At 36.0% G+C, this 15,695-nt stretch carries 12 protein-coding genes; 3 read left to right on the top strand and 9 right to left on the bottom strand.

Features of this window, described 5'->3' with window-relative positions; all coding sequences use genetic code 11:
* Both H541_RS0107220 and H541_RS0107215 read right to left on the bottom strand, forming a co-directional pair.
* The coding region (locus H541_RS0107220) for a helix-turn-helix domain-containing protein (RefSeq protein ID WP_022795893.1) at window positions 1–255 on the bottom strand (255 nt) is incomplete at its 3' end.
* A 201-nt stretch (window positions 256–456) separates the two neighbouring features.
* Window positions 457–2,091, bottom strand: coding sequence for a peptide ABC transporter substrate-binding protein (locus H541_RS0107215; RefSeq protein WP_022796654.1), 1,635 nt, complete (start codon window positions 2,089–2,091; stop codon window positions 457–459).
* 278 nt (window positions 2,092–2,369) lie between these two features.
* Between H541_RS0107215 and H541_RS0107210 the strand changes: the two genes are divergently transcribed.
* A complete protein-coding gene (locus H541_RS0107210; protein ID WP_022796653.1) occupies window positions 2,370–3,467 on the top strand; it encodes a hypothetical protein in 1,098 nt (365 codons plus the stop codon).
* Window positions 3,468–3,610: 143 nt separating this feature from the next.
* Here the strand turns inward: H541_RS0107210 and H541_RS0107205 are convergent, their stop codons facing one another.
* On the bottom strand, window positions 3,611–4,942 hold the full coding sequence (locus tag H541_RS0107205; RefSeq protein ID WP_022796652.1) for a C1 family peptidase: 1,332 nt from the start codon (window positions 4,940–4,942) through the stop codon (window positions 3,611–3,613).
* A gap of 172 nt (window positions 4,943–5,114) precedes the next feature.
* On the opposite strand from H541_RS0107205, the gene H541_RS0107200 reads away from it, so the two are divergent.
* The gene (locus H541_RS0107200; RefSeq protein WP_022796651.1) at window positions 5,115–5,936 is read left to right on the top strand and encodes a pyruvate, water dikinase regulatory protein; all 822 of its coding nucleotides are present in this window, start codon (window positions 5,115–5,117) and stop codon (window positions 5,934–5,936) included.
* Window positions 5,937–6,002: 66 nt separating this feature from the next.
* Here H541_RS0107200 and aspS read toward each other — a convergent pair whose 3' ends face one another.
* Together aspS and hisS are read right to left on the bottom strand one after the other, a co-directional pair.
* The gene (gene aspS, locus H541_RS0107195) at window positions 6,003–7,748 is read right to left on the bottom strand and encodes an aspartate--tRNA ligase (protein WP_022796650.1); all 1,746 of its coding nucleotides are present in this window, start codon (window positions 7,746–7,748) and stop codon (window positions 6,003–6,005) included.
* A 28-nt stretch (window positions 7,749–7,776) separates the two neighbouring features.
* The gene (hisS, locus tag H541_RS0107190) at window positions 7,777–9,090 is read right to left on the bottom strand and encodes a histidine--tRNA ligase (protein ID WP_022796649.1); all 1,314 of its coding nucleotides are present in this window, start codon (window positions 9,088–9,090) and stop codon (window positions 7,777–7,779) included.
* Window positions 9,091–9,549: 459 nt separating this feature from the next.
* Between hisS and H541_RS0107185 the strand changes: the two genes are divergently transcribed.
* Window positions 9,550–10,875 (top strand): N-acetylmuramoyl-L-alanine amidase family protein, encoded by a 1,326-nt coding sequence (locus H541_RS0107185; protein WP_022796648.1) that lies wholly within the window; start codon window positions 9,550–9,552, stop codon window positions 10,873–10,875.
* Window positions 10,876–10,996: 121 nt separating this feature from the next.
* Here the strand turns inward: H541_RS0107185 and dtd are convergent, their stop codons facing one another.
* From dtd to prmA, 4 genes are all read right to left on the bottom strand, one after another.
* A complete protein-coding gene (dtd, locus tag H541_RS0107180) occupies window positions 10,997–11,446 on the bottom strand; it encodes a D-aminoacyl-tRNA deacylase (protein WP_022796647.1) in 450 nt (149 codons plus the stop codon).
* A gap of 106 nt (window positions 11,447–11,552) precedes the next feature.
* Window positions 11,553–13,775, bottom strand: coding sequence for a RelA/SpoT family protein (locus H541_RS0107175; RefSeq protein ID WP_022796646.1), 2,223 nt, complete (start codon window positions 13,773–13,775; stop codon window positions 11,553–11,555).
* A gap of 156 nt (window positions 13,776–13,931) precedes the next feature.
* Window positions 13,932–14,669 carry an RsmE family RNA methyltransferase gene (locus H541_RS0107170; RefSeq protein WP_022796645.1) on the bottom strand — a complete coding sequence of 246 codons (738 nt, stop codon included), beginning with the start codon at window positions 14,667–14,669 and terminating at the stop codon, window positions 13,932–13,934.
* A gap of 32 nt (window positions 14,670–14,701) precedes the next feature.
* Window positions 14,702–15,664 carry a 50S ribosomal protein L11 methyltransferase gene (gene prmA, locus H541_RS0107165; RefSeq protein WP_022796644.1) on the bottom strand — a complete coding sequence of 321 codons (963 nt, stop codon included), beginning with the start codon at window positions 15,662–15,664 and terminating at the stop codon, window positions 14,702–14,704.
* Window positions 15,665–15,695 lie beyond the last annotated feature (31 nt).

Below are 15,695 nucleotides of genomic sequence, written 5' to 3'. Positions count from 1 at the left end.
CTCATGGCCATACCGTTGGTAGGTCTTTTTCATGATATTTAACTCTTCTTCAGTGTGTTGATTGGGATGTGAGTGGGGCTTTGTACTCTTATTTCTTAAACTATCCCATGTCCCATCATAGTTGTCTCTCCAACGTTTGACTTGCATCCGATTTGTGTGATATTTGCGTGCAGCCTTGGCATTATTATCATGTTTAACCGCATAATCAACGACTTTCTTTCTGTATCGCATTTCTTCTGTTATAATATTCTTCATAGGGGAAGCTTTCCTTTCTGTGGTGTGGTAATTACAGTATAGCAGAAGCTTCCTCTATTTTTTTATTTTCATGTAACACATGTATTGTAACCTTACACTTTATCAATATACTTTAATACTATTTACTAAAATTGTAATTTACTAAAAACTAGTAGCTATTGAATTTTCAAAATACATCAGACGACTTAAGTTGAAGTAATTTTACCGAGTAATCCATTTATAGTCATAATCTGCACCAACAGTGTGAGTTGTCCAGTTTTCAATATCCGGTTTATTCATAGCCGCACGATACATTTGATAAATAGGAGCAATAGCAGCATCATCCTGAATCAGTATCTTCTCCGCTTCTAGTAAATATCCCCATCTTTTTTCAAGGTCAGCAGTCTCTTCTCTTGAAGCTTGAATTAACTCATCAAATTTTGGATTATCGTATTGACTGGTATTAAATGTATTATCTGTTTCAAATAATTCTAAATAGTTGATTGGATCCGCAAAGTCTGCTCCCCAACGAGTAACTTGGAGTTCAAAATTACCATCTGTATTTAATTGCAAACGTGATTTGAATGTTACGTTCTTCAGATTAACTTTCAAACCAGTTAGATTATCTTGAAGTTGGGCTTGTAAAAATTCACTAGATCGTTTCGCATTATCAGTATCATCACCTAATAGTTCCAATTCAACAGAATCAGTACCAAGCTCTTCAAGACCCTTTTCCCAATATTCTTTAGCTTGGTCAAGATCATAGCCAGCTAAGTCTCCAGATTCATCTCTAAAGTCTTCACCTGTTTCAGGATTCTGTGCTAGACCATGAGGAACAAATCCATCAATAGCAATAGAGCCATCTTGTAAGATACGATCTACATAAGCTTGTCTATCCACTGAATACTGGATTGCTTTTCTGATATTCTCATTTGCTAAAGCTTCATTAGCATAGTTCATCTTGATATAGTAGCTGAAACTATTTGGCTCGGTCACAAAATCAGGGTTGTCTGCATATTGTGTAACAAAGTCCTCAGTTAGAACCACCCGATCGAGATCATCAGACTCATATAAGTTGATACCAGTTGATGTTTCCTTAATAACTTGAATGTTGATTTCATCAGCCCCAACATTTTCAGCATCCCAGTAGTCTGGATTGCGCTCATATGTCCAAGAACTTCCTGTTCCGTCCCATTTAGTCATTGTATATGGTCCGATAAATAGCAAATGATCGCTATCAATACCGTAGTCCGAACCTTGTTCTGTCACATAAGCCTCATTTAAAGGAAAGAAAGGTGCCATTGTCAACAAACTATTTAAATATGGAACTGCATTTTCAAGCGTCACTTCAAGTGTTTGTTCATCAACTGCTTTAACACCTAATTCTTCTGGATCTGCCTCGCCATTCATAATTTCTTCTGCATTTTTAATAACACCACTCATGAGATAAGAATAATCTGCAGCAGTGTTTGGATTTACTAATCGTTGCCAGGCAAAAACGAAATCATCAGCAGTCAATTTGCTTCCATCGGACCATTTTGCATCTCTTAGTTTGTAAGTCAACGTTTTGCCATCTTCAGAAACTGTGGGCTCCTCCACTGCTAGAGCTGGTTTATAGGTCCCATCAGGATCTTGACGATAAAGACCTTCTTGAGTAGCCATCAATGCTACAAAGCTTTCACCATCAGTTGCTAGCGAACCATCCATCTTCGGAATCTCCGCGCCTGCTGGTAAATTAAAGACAACTTTATCATTGGATTCAGAATCTCCACCATTCGCATTTCCATTGCCACAAGCTGCTAATATTAGTGTCCCAACCATTAAAGAACTTGCTGTCATCACCTTTTTATAGTCCATCGTTTTCCCCCTTTATTAAATTATGATTAAATAATATCATTATAAACTGTTACAATCAAATCATTTTTTAACATTTAAGCCGTTTAGATGAGTTTATTTTAATAAACTTAAGAGTAACACTGGGTTTTAGCTTCCACTTCTAACCATTAAATGACGTTTTTAAAATCATCTCAGTCTGGATTAAGGATTCAGTAAAGCAATTATAGTGGGATTGCTCTTTCTAGATTTTACTTATTTTGCTAATATAGTAGTAATGAGTCGTTATAAAGGAGAAAAATATGACTAAAATAGATTTTAACAAACCTTTCACACCACCAAAAGGACTGAATATCGTTGATTTAAAGCAACTAAAAAATGATGAAGAGTTGCCGACATTGAAAACAGAGCATTCCGTCATAGAGGCTGCCAATGAGCAACAAATACTAACAATTCTTACATTATTGAATATTCCAACTAAAAATCTTTCAGGAACAGATCAGCTAAAGAATAAATTTTATGAAGCTTATTATAATCCACAGTTTCTAAAGTGGTTGATTAGTTTTATTGACCCAAGAATAAATCAAGCTTTTATTGATTCAACCTACTTTAGTCGTAACGATTTATTGCCACAGATATGGGTACATATTCAACCAACTTTAAATACACTTTCTCAGTTAGGAATCATCTTTTTCCATAAAGATTCTAATAATCAAGTGACTTATGAAGCACCACCTGCTTATACTGAAATATTAGCCACTTTAGCATCAAAAGACTCATTTGGAGCGGTCAATCATTACAATGTGTTCATTACTGATTTGATTAACAGTATTCTAAATACTTATGGTTTGATGTCACAAACCAGTCTTATACAACTTTTACACGATTTTAAATTAATCAAAAAATCTTCGGAAGAAAAATTACTTCAGTTAATCCATGCGATTCCTAATTTTTCGAGGTTGTTCGGGTTTGATGGTGAAAACTTTGTTCTCAAACGTTATAATTCGGAAGAAAAACGGCAAAAACTATTGGAACAGCAAAAACCATTTCCTCGATTTAAATTGGAATCTATAAAAGAAGCACTCCAAATACAATATAGTGTCACGGAACATATAGCTGATTCTAAGTTAGAAAATGAGTTGAAGCGACTCCTAACGGTTGCGAAAAAAGAAGTTGGTCCAAGCTTTGCCTTTGTATCGATTAATGAACTGTTCAATGTGCCATACCCGCTCGATAGTGCCTTATTTAAACTTTTAGACCAATTAAATATCTCAATCGAACCAGAAACGAAAGAGCAACTGCAACGGTATTTTAGAGAACTCATGGTCTATAAACATATTCCTGAGTTAAATGGTCATTCGCTAATAACTTTAAGAGCCCTAAAAAAAACTAAAAAATAAAAACTAATAAAAAGAAATGAGAAACTAAAAAAGACCTTAAAGTGAGTTAATAAAGGAAATCAAAAGAAGGAGCTACGTTTTCGTAGCTCCTTCTTTTTGAGAACAGATAATTAACCTTTATTCTGTTCATAATAATAATTGGATTAATAGACTGCTAATGCACCCATTGGATCCCATGGTTCTAATTCAACAACAGGTTCGTCAAGGGCTTTCAGCCATTTAGCATCAACATATTTTTTATCAACCATAATTTGATAATTATATTGATCGAACCAAGCGTCACTCATACTGAAGATACCCTTATCTCCAGATTTATCTCCCCAACTATTTTCAACTTTCCATTTAATTGGATTGCCATCGTCATCTAAATCCACACCAACAAAGACCATAGCATGTGTCAACATACTCTCACCATAATCAAGTCTTTCGGCTTTGTTCAACGAAAAGTCTTCTCCAATCGTTAAATCATAATTGAACGCGTCTAGATCCATAATACCAGCATCACGTAATGAAAATTGACCAACATCACATCCGAACCATACTGGATGTCCATCTTTAATCGCATTAATGGCTGCAGCCTTTAATGCTTCAATCGGAACATTGATATATTGGATAGGTTTAGCTTCCTTGATAGTCCCCAAATATTTAACGGTGTATGATTTTCCATATGGTTTGTCCGAAGTTGGCGCATTGATCAAGCTTACCTTACTATCAAGATCCCATCCAACATACTTATTAAAGAAATCAACTGGGGTAATGTTAGAAATACGGTGGAAATTATTATCTTTATCCCTATATTCGTAAGTAAATGTTTCAGGGACTTCCCCCAAAGCTTTAGTCAATATATTGTAAATGCGATATAAGCGATCTTCTTTTAAGGCTTTTAACGCGTCAACCGACGTTTCTTTAGAATCTCTGATATCCCGAGCATATTCTCTTAACTTCTTAGTCAAAAGATTATTTAGTAGTCTTGTATTTGAAGAATGGAATGTTTCAGGCATAGCAGATTTTGGAACAGCACCGTATTTCTTCAGAATTCCAGAAAACATATCCCATTGCCCGCCATCTTGAACTGGGTCAGATAACAAATGCATAATAACCCGTGACCCTTGTTCTTCGTCTTTTGTAGCGATAATGCTATCTAGAAAATAATTAGATTTCTCTAGTTTATCCCAAAATAGGGTATAGTTTTGGGAAAACTCAAACGTATCTACATTTAAGGCAGCCATGGTATCAACTCTAGCCGTATTTAAAGCGGAAAACATCCAACAACGACCACTAGCTTTTTGATTAGTTATCAAACCACGTTTGGTTTCGTTTGAGAAAACAAAATCGTGTTTTCTTAAGATGTCATTATTAACGCTCGCGTCTTGGAATCCAACCTTCGCAATTGCTCCAGCAACAGCTAGATTTGTCTTATCACTTAAATAACGACTTTTATAAGAATCTAATACTGACTTGTCAATATTGTTCATGAAATCACTACTTTCTGTTATAATAATTTTACACATTTTCAATTCTTGCACTTGTGTGAGACATTGTCAATTAATTCATTTTAAATTCTCATTCTTAATTGTCAAAATAGTTTTCTTACCTCTCACTTTGCTACTTTATAGTCACTATTTCATCTCCAAGAAAGGAAGTATTATGTTTGATTTCACTTTGATTGCTATTTCTGATTCTGCGGGTGATACAATAGATGCCATATTACTTGAAGTATTGGCTCAGTTTCCAAATAGTAACCCACGTATTATTCCATATCAATTTATAAGTTCCGAGTCTCAAATCGACGAAATTATAAAACAAGCAGAAGAAACTAACGCTTTGATTGTCCACTCCATTATCAATCATGATTTAAGAAACTATTTACATCATTCCTTATCGCACCACAATTTAAAAACTTATGATTTGATTGGACCTCTCTTGTCTGGCATCGAAGATATGACAGACGACACACCAAGCTCTCGGCTACATAGGATCGACCGATTGAATGAAACCTATTTTCAAAGGATAGAGGCCTTAGAGTTCACTGTTCAAAATGATGATGGAAAAAATCCTCCCGGTCTCTTGAAAGCAGATATAATTCTACTAGGAATTTCAAGAACGAGTAAAACGCCCCTTTCCATGATTTTAGCAAACAGAAACCTTAAAGTCGCTAACCTGCCTCTTGTCCCTGAGAGTACACTTCCACAAGAGATTTGGCATGTTGACCAACTTCGCATTATTGGTCTTACTACTACCCCAGAAGTGCTTAGTAATTATAGACAAGAAAGAATGAAAGCATATGGGTTAAGTCCAACATCAACTTATTCAAATGATAATAGAATAAGAAAAGAACTAGATTATGCGGATTCTATTTATCGTCAATTAGAATGTCTAGTTATTAATACTGCAACCCGTTCTATTGAAGAAACTGCCTCTATTATTTTAGCTTACTTCAATAATCATCACATTCCAAAAATGTCCTAGCAATTTGCTAGGACATTTTTATAGCATAGTTTGTAATTTTATAAGTTTTAGTGGCAATAGAGCACTCTATTTTATTTTTAATCCTAGCTCATTAAGTTGAACTTGAGATACTTCACTTGGCGCATTTGACAAGACATCAATTGCTTGATTGTTTTTGGAGAAAGCTATAACTTCTCGAATATTTTCTTCTCCTGCTAGTAACATGATAAAACGATCTAATCCTAGTGCAAGACCGCCTACTGGAGGAAAACCATAATCCATAGCATCTAATAAAAATCCAAATTGTTCTTGTGCCTTTTCCAGAGGAAGACCTATAGCTTTCAATACTTGCGTCTGCAATTCTTTTTCATGAATACGTAAGGATCCACCGCCAAGTTCATAGCCGTTTAATACGATATCATATGCTTCAGCTCGAACTTTTGATAAATCTGATTGTAAATATTGGATGGTATCAGCTTGTGGGAGCGTGAATGGGTGGTGCATAGCCTTATAACGTTTTTCTTCCTCGCTATATTCAAACATTGGCCAATCTACAATCCACAGAAAATCAAACTTGGATTGATCGATCAACTGATGTTTCTTCCCAAAATGGTTTCGTAAAGCTCCTAATGAATCTGCAACAACACTTTTTTTGTCCGCACAGAAAAAGATAATATCTCCGTCTTTTGCGTCCAAACGTTCATTCAGCTCTTCTTTCTCTTCTACTAGAAACTTAGCAATAGGGCCCTTCAAATCTTCGCCATCCACTTTGAGCCAAGCTAACCCCTTAGCACCATATCGAGCCACAAAGTTGGCTAAATTATCAGCATCTTTACGTGAGTACTCACTAGCTAATCCCTTTAGATTGATAGCCTTGACTTGTTCGGCTTTCTTAAAGACTTGCAAATCAGATTTAGCTACGACATCCGAAACATCAATCAATTCTAGACCAAATCTAGTATCCGGTTTATCACTGCCAAATCGGCTAATGGCTTCATCATATGGCATTCGAGGAAAAGGTGTTTCAATTTCAATACCCAATGTATCTAATAAGACTTGTTTCAAAAGTTCTTCAGTTATACGTTGAATTTCTTCAGCAGGTAAAAAGCTTGTTTCCAAATCGACTTGTGAAAATTCAGGCTGTCTATCTCCCCTTAGATCTTCATCTCTGAAGCAACGTACTACTTGGTAGTAACGATCAAATCCTGAAGCCATCAACAATTCCTTAAACAATTGTGGTGATTGTGGTAGAGCATAGAATTCGCCTTCATGTACACGTGATGGTACAAGGTAATCTCTTGCACCTTCAGGAGTAGATTTAGCTAAGTATGGTGTTTCAATATCAATGAAGCCCTCTTGGTCTAGAAATCTTCTGATAGAATGTGTTGCTTTAGATCTTAATAAAAGATTATTCATTTTTGAAGGTCTTCTCAAGTCTAAGTAACGATATTTCATACGTACTTCATCGCCAATCTTAGCATGATCATCAATATAGATTGGTGGTGTTTTACTACGATTGAAAAGTGTGATGTCGTGGACTGCAAGTTCAACTGTACCAGTCGCTAATTTAGGGTTTTCTAATCCTTCTCCGCGATTTCTTACAACTCCTGTCACACCAATCACGAACTCTGAACGAAGATTTTCAGCCACATCAAAAGATTCTTTATTGATACTTGGATCAAATACCAACTGTAATAGACCTGTTCTATCTCTTAAATCAACGAAAATCAAACCGCCATGGTCTCTTCTACTATTTACCCAACCATAAACAGTTATTTCCTGACCAATTTGTTCATCCCTGACTTCACCATTATAAATGCTTCTAATTCTCATACTATTTAAAAACCTTCCTCATTATGATTTATTCGAAAAATTCATCAATTGCAGATGAATCAATTGTTAATTGATTAAAGATGGAATCAAATTCAGACATGATTAAATCTTTGTCCTTTTCAATCTCTTTTCCATTAGCCATGTTCTTTATGGTTAATTTACCTGTAGCTTGTTCACTTTCACCTATAACAATAACTAATTCACTATTTTGCTTAGATGCTTGCTTAAATTGCGATTTTACTGATTTTTTTTCATAGGCATAATTAACACTGTACCCTTGCTTTCTGATTTGTTGAGCTAGCTCAAACGAAAAAGTACCAACTGAATCGTCAGCTTTTACGATATAAACGTCAACTGAATTGTCGATGTCAAGAGTTAGATTTTCTGCCTCTATCAATAATATTAATCGTTCAATTCCAAGTCCAAATCCGAATGCACTTGTTTTTGGTCCCCCTAATTCTTCAACGAGACTATTGTATCTTCCTCCACCACAGATTGTGGTATTAGCACCAACGGCTGGTGAATCCGACACAACTTCAAAAATCGTTTCTTGATAGTAATCAAGCCCTCTAACCAAACAGTGATCAATTGTATATGGAATATGCAACCGATCCAGTAGATTTAGGACAACATTAAACCTTTCCTTTGAGTCTTCATTAATGACATCTAGAAGTCTTGGAGCATTTTTCACCACTTCTTTATCCGCTTTATCCTTACTATCTAGCACACGAAGTGGGTTCTCTTCAAAACGTCTTTGTGAATCAGCACTCAATTTGTCTTTAAGAGGCGTCAAATAATCTAATAAAACTTTTCTATACTTTACACGATCTTCGTGATTACCAAGTGAGTTTAAAGTTAAACTAAGATTTTTTAGTCCAATTTCTTTTAAAAGATCGATAAGAAGTGCCATAGTTTCTGCATCTACGATCGGAGAATTGTTTCCAAAAACTTCTGCACCAATTTGGTGAAACTCCCTACTACGTCCTGCTTGAGGTCTTTCATAACGGAACATTGGTGAGATGTAATATAGCTTTAAAGGTTGCGGAAACTCTGGTCCATACCATTTGTTTTCTATATAAGCTCGAACTATTGGAGCTGTTCCTTCTGGTCGTAATGCAATATGACGATCACCTTTGTCATAGAAATCATACATCTCTTTGCTAACAATATCGGTTCCTGTCCCCACACCCCTAGAGAAGAGGTCATAACTTTCAAAGAGAGGTGTTCTGACCTCTTCAAACCGATAATCATTCATAATGATACGAACTAAATCTTCAACATATTTAATTTTGTCTAACGTACTCCCATATAGATCTGTTGTGCCTTTGGGCCTTTGAATCATTCTGTTCACTCCTTATAACTAAAATTCGCCCTTAAGTTCGCATGAACTTAAGGACGAATGGATCGTGGTACCACCTTATTTTGAAGGCCAATTAACCTTCCTTACATCGATAACGGCAGATCCGTAGCACTTTTCATGCTAATTATGATAGGTCGAGTGTCTTCACTTTGATTATCAGAAGTAGATTTCAGCCGAGTCTACTTTCTCTAAAACAGTATAATCATTGCTACTTTTCTCATACCGCGGGCAAGTTATAGCCCAAGTCACACATAAGGATACTTAATTTATCACTTTAAGTCAACAGCTGTTATTACAATTAAGTTACATTTTTTGGTTTTTTCTCTTTTGATAGCAACATATAATAGAATAATAACAGATATCACAGATTATTCAGTTGAGTGTCATGTTATAATGTAGCTTATACGGGATAAACAGTCAAAAACTTAGGAGGCCATCCTTTTGAAAGAAGGGCTTTTGTTACTTATAAAAAATCGCATTACTATTACCCTATGTATATTGTTTCTTTTCTTAACTTCTTTATTCCTACTTTTTTCAGGAATGGCAAAAGCAACTGCTAGCGAAGAGACTATCGTGAAAAAAGTACAAGCATTTGGGAAACCGGACACGACGGCTGAACTAGATTACACTTTTAAACCAAGCGATACTGTTGTAGTACTCAGTAAAGGTGAGCATTGGAGTCATGTTTTGACGGCTGACCAACAGTTTGTTTGGATCCCAAATGAGGCATTGAATCAGGATTCAACACCCAAAACGATACAAATAGCTACCATTTCGAGCGAATATGCCAATGTGAGGAATAAACCAACAGTTGAGAGCACATTGCTCGGAGTTGCTTACCAAAACGACAAATTTGAAGTCGTGGAATCTTCAAATGGTTGGATAAGAATTCGTTTCCAAGAAGGTATGGCTTATGTTTCTCAAGACCTTGTCACTATATCAGAGGGACCATCTACAGAAATTTCAAATCATAATAGGGAAGGAAATGAAAGCCAGGATAAGAAAGTAATCATTAAAGCTGATAATACTCCTGTTTATGCAGAGGCAAATAAAGAAAGCACTGTACAAGTCACTGCTGCTAAGAATCAAGCATATAAATTTCTTTCCGATGAAGGAGATTTTTATAAAATAGAGATTGATGACCAAACGACCGGATATATTTTGCCTGATGTAGTTGAAACAAACTTTGCTAAACAAGAAACTGACTATAAGAAGGTGGATTCACTAGCAGACGCTACGATTGTGATAGATCCAGGCCACGGTGGCGAAGATCCTGGCGCCTTATCTGAGTACACTTCTTTCTATGAAAAGGATTTTACACTTAAAGTTGGATTGGCAGTTGAAAAGGCGTTAAAGAAGACTGGAGCTAAGGTGCTTATGACTCGATCTGCTGATGAAAATATAAGTTTAGCAAATCGAGCAGCTCTGAGTTCTGATAGCAAAGCTGATGCCTTTATTAGTTTCCACTTTGATACTACAGAATATAACTACGGCTTTTCTGGTAGCACCACTTACTTTTATAGTGACCTTGACGAAACACTTGCTTCTTTTGTCAATGATGAATTAACAAAAGACACGTTATTACCAAATAATGGCATAAAATTTGGTGATTATTTAGTTCTTCGTGAAAACACGCAACCAAGCATATTGATTGAACTAGGCTTCATGAATAATGCTAGTGATGTTACAACGATACAGACCGATAAATTTGCAGATAAAATTGCAAAAGAAATCGTTTCAGGGTTAACAAATTACTTCGATAAATAGCCAATTATCATTCGTAATCAATCTGATTATAATTATGAAACAATCTAAAAGGAGCACGTTGGTTGAAAAGTCAAGTGCTCCTTTTTATTGGTGTCAATTTTTGAATTTATATGTTATTAAACTATTTGTTGTGAGAGTCTACTATGATAGTCACAGGCCCATCATTTACGAGTTTCACTTGCATATGTGCCCCAAAAAGACCTGTCTTGATTGGAAAATGTAGGCGTTCTTCGAGTAATGTGTTGAATTGTTCAAAATAAGAAAGTGCCTTATCAGGTCTTGCAGCTCTAGTAAAACTAGGTCTATTACCCTTTTTTGTATCTGCCATCAAGGTGAATTGTGACACAGAAAGAACACGACCATTACAGTCAGAAATAGAAAGATTCATCTTGTCATCTTCGTCTTCAAAAATCCTCATTTTAGCGATTTTGTTAGCACAATAAATTAAGTCTTCGCGCTCATCGTTTTCTTCCACGCCAACTAATAGTAATAATCCTCTATCGATGGCTGAAATCAGTGTCCCATCAACTGAGACTTCTGCTTTTTTTACCTTTTGTAATACAACGCGCATCAAATACTCCTTTTAAAAAACTCTTTCATCTGTTGATTTAAAATGTAGCATCAATCATTTAGTACTAACCGTTCCAACTTAAAAATTATTAACTCATAACCCTAAGCTATGAAATAATACGTTGAACCGAATAAACATCAGGAATATTGTTAATCTTATCCACAATTTTATTTAATTGCGTTACGTTCTCGACACGAAGATTCACTGTGATCTCGGCCATCTGATTCTTATCTACTTTACCATTGACGCCATTCAAACTTTTTGTTGTACTATTGATAACATTCAAAATTTCATTTAAGAGGCCGTTACGATTATAGCCTCTGACAACCAATTCGGTATCATATGCCTCTTTTAGTTGAGAAGTATCTTCCCATTCCATCTCGATCAATCGGCCTTGGTGTTCTTTAGGCAACTGAACGTTTGGACAGTCTGCCCTATGGACTGATATACCGCGACCTTTGGTAATATACCCAACTATTTTGTCGCCTGGAAGAGGATTACAGCATCGACTAAGCCTAATCAACAAATTATCTACACCCTCAACGACCGCTCCATTTGAGTGTTTGACAGTCATCTTTTGCTTAGTTTCTTTTGGTGCTTCTTTAGTGGTAGTTTCTTTTTCTAGTGTAATAGGTTCAACATGATGCTTCTTGCGTTCTTCTCTAATTTTTTCAGTAATTTTATTCACTAAAGAGGCAACCGATAGTTCACCAAAACCCACAGCAGTCAATAAATCTTCTTCATTTGAAAAATTATAACGTGACGCAGCTTCTCGTAAATTTGATTTTGTCATCACTTCTTTTGGATTGATATCCATTTCTTTCAGTTGCTCAGCAATTTGGTTCTGTGCTTTCTCAATATAATGGTCTCGTTCTTTCAGCTTGAAAAATCGTTTAATTTTGTTTTTTGCTTTTCGGGTCGATACAAGATTTAACCAATCATAAGACGGACCGTTAGAATTGGGATTAGTTAACACTTCTACAATATCACCGTTTTGGAGTTTATAATTTAAAGGAATAATCTTGCCATTTACTTTTGCCCCTACAGTTTTATGTCCGACATCAGTATGAATGTGATAGGCAAAATCTAAGGGACTTGCGTCTTTTGGTAATTCATACACATCACCCTTAGGCGTGAATACATAGACCTTATCCTTAAAAATATCCTCTTTGACACCTTCCATAAAATCTGAGGCATCATTCGACTCATCTTGCAACTCGATAATATCGTTGAACCAATTGAGTTGCTTTTGTAAGGGATCAGTTTCAATTTTTTGGGTTTTTCCTTCTTTATAAGCCCAATGTGCCGCAACCCCATATTCAGCAACACGATGCATCTCTTCTGTTCTGATCTGTATCTCAACAGGTTTGCCATCTGGGCCGATAACCGTAGTATGAATGGACTGATACATATTAGATTTTGGCATGGCAATATAGTCTTTAAATCGACCAGGCATTGGCTTCCATTGTGTATGGATTACCCCTAAGACAGCATAACAATCACGTACAGTCTTGACTAGGACTCTAATAGCCAATAAATCATAGATCTCAGAAAAATCTTTGTGTTGATTGACCATTTTGCGGTAAATCGAATATATGTGTTTTGGTCGACCATAAATGGAACAATCTACTTCAAGTTCAGCAATTGCTGTACGAATTTCATCGATTGTCTTATCAATATAGGCTTCCCTTTCAGTTCGCTTACTATCCATTAAATGAACAATGTTATAGTAGTCATTTGGTTTTAAATATCTCAAACAAGTATCTTCTAATTCCCACTTGATAACATTCATCCCTAAACGGTCAGCCAATGGTGCATAGATTTCAATCGTTTCTTTAGCTATTTTCTTTTGCTTATCTGGCCGATGGTGTTTTAGTGTCCGGATATTATGCAATCTGTCAGCTAATTTAACCATAATAACTCTGAGATCTTTGGCCATTGCAATCAACATTTTACGGTGATTTTCGGCTAATTGCTCTTCATCTGACTTATACTCAATACGTCCTAATTTTGTCACGCCGTCAACTAATTGTGCGACCTGTCGAGAAAACATTCTGCTGATATCCTCCAAGGTGTAAGGCGTATCTTCGACAACATCATGAAGAAATCCAGTTACTACAGTATCACGATCTAAATGTAAATTCGCTAAAATACCGGCTACCTGAATAGGATGTATAATATAAGGCTCTCCGGATTTTCTCATTTGTCCTTTGTGGGCCTCTTTAGCTACTTCATAGGCTTTCTTAATGAGATCAACGCTCTCCTCATTCAAATAGGTGGCACACATCTCAAAAACTTGTTCGGCCGTTACATTTTTCTCTGTGCTCATATGTGGGCCTCCTTATCACTAGCATTGTACTCCTCATCATAATCATTATTACCAACATCTGCACTCCTAGGCGATTCAATAAAATGACTATTAATTGAGTTTTGTACTTTATTATACCTTTTTTTTAAATCATCTGGCTAGTCTAAATCAAACGATTTATAACTCCGTTAAGGCTGATATGACGCTCAAAGCATATAATGGTGCCGTTTCACATCTCAGAATCCTTGGCCCCAGACTGCTAAAGACAGCCCCTTTATCTTTTAAGAGCTGTCTTTCTGCATCACTTAAGCCGCCCTCAGGACCGAATATCATTAAAATAGAATGGCTGTTAGGATGTTCCTCTAGTGTTTTCTTTAAAGAAAAAGGATGATTCGATTTTGCAATGTCTTCATCACAAACTATCACTAGATTATCACTAAAATCAATTTCTTGATTACCATCCAAAAAGATAAGCTTAGGAACTCTTGTTCTATGGGATTGTTCTGCAGCTTCTTTAGCAATTTTTTGCAATCGTTCTATTTTAGACTTTCTTTTCTTTTGATCCCAACTAGAAATACTGCGATCCATTTCAAGAAAGCCAATCTGATGGGCACCAAGTTCAGTTGCCTTTTGGGTAATCAAGTCGGCCTTATTTTGTTTTGGAAGACCACAAAGTATAGTCACTTTTACGGGGAGTTCAAATTTTTTAGTTACCTTACTCAAAATGTCAATAGGAGTCGGAATCGTTGCTTCTCTAACTTTTGCTTCATATTTTTCCCCATCACTACTAACAATCTCAATGGGCGTTCCAGAAACGGCTCGCATCACTTTTATCAGGTGAAAGGAATCTTCTTGTCCTAATTCTATATTGTCATTACTTTTTAGTCTTTTAGGGTAAAAATATTGTTGAACCATTTTATCTCCTTTATAACTCTTTTATAGAATTTTTAGATTACTTTTTTAAATACCAAGGAACACCAATCTTGGTCTTCGCGATAATCAACCAGCGTAAACCCAGCGTTGACATATCTATCTTCTATATCTTTTCTCTGCTTTTTTAAAATACCAGAAAGTATCAGAATACCATTGTTTATAAGCTTGTTATAGGCATCCTCTGCCATAGTCATCAAGATTGGGGTTAAAATATTTGCAACAATAACAGATGCTTTGCCATGATAATGGCTTAATAAGTTTGCTGTTTCAACATGAATACGGTCATGAATACGGTCATGATTTTGATTCTTTCGCGCATTTTGAAGAATAACATGCTCAGCATTCGGATCAATATCATAACTGTATACTTTTTTTGCATTAAAAAGAGCTGCAGCGATGCTTAATATTCCGCTCCCCGCACCAACATCAACTACTATATCTCCAGCGCGTAAATAGGTTTCAAGTCCCAATAAGGCTAATCGCGTTGTAGCATGGGTTCCTGTACCAAAAAGAACACCCGGATCCAGGTAAATAAGTTTTTCTTCAACCGATTCCTTATTATAATCAATCCATTCTGGTACAATCGTCAAAAAATGAGATATTCTAACAGGTTGGTAATAGGCTTTCCATTCATTAACCCAATCTTCATCCTTCAACTTGGTGTATGATACCTCAATATCACTTGCCGGAGCATTGAAAAACTGTGTAACAAGGTTTAATTTATTAACCAGTTTTTCTTTAAAGGCAGCTGTAAAATCGTCTTCTGCTATATAAGTGCTAACGAGAACCTCATCAGAATTGAAAAGCTCTTTACGCGATGCATCTGCCCAATCATGATGATGATCTTTCAAGAAATCCAAGTCCTTTGGATCAGATATTTCGACACCACCGACACCAATTTCTTGTAAAACCTCGCTAACTGTATCTGACATTAAATGATTAGTCGCAACAGTCATTTTAATCCACCACTCGCTCATATGTAACTTCCCCTCTAAATTGACAACTAGT

Origin of the sequence: Bavariicoccus seileri WCC 4188 (genome assembly GCF_000421665.1) — a bacterium.
Lineage (GTDB): Bacteria > Bacillota > Bacilli > Lactobacillales > Aerococcaceae > Bavariicoccus > Bavariicoccus seileri.
The sequence above is the reverse complement of the archived record's forward strand: the minus strand, read 5'-3'. Positions and strand labels throughout refer to the sequence as shown.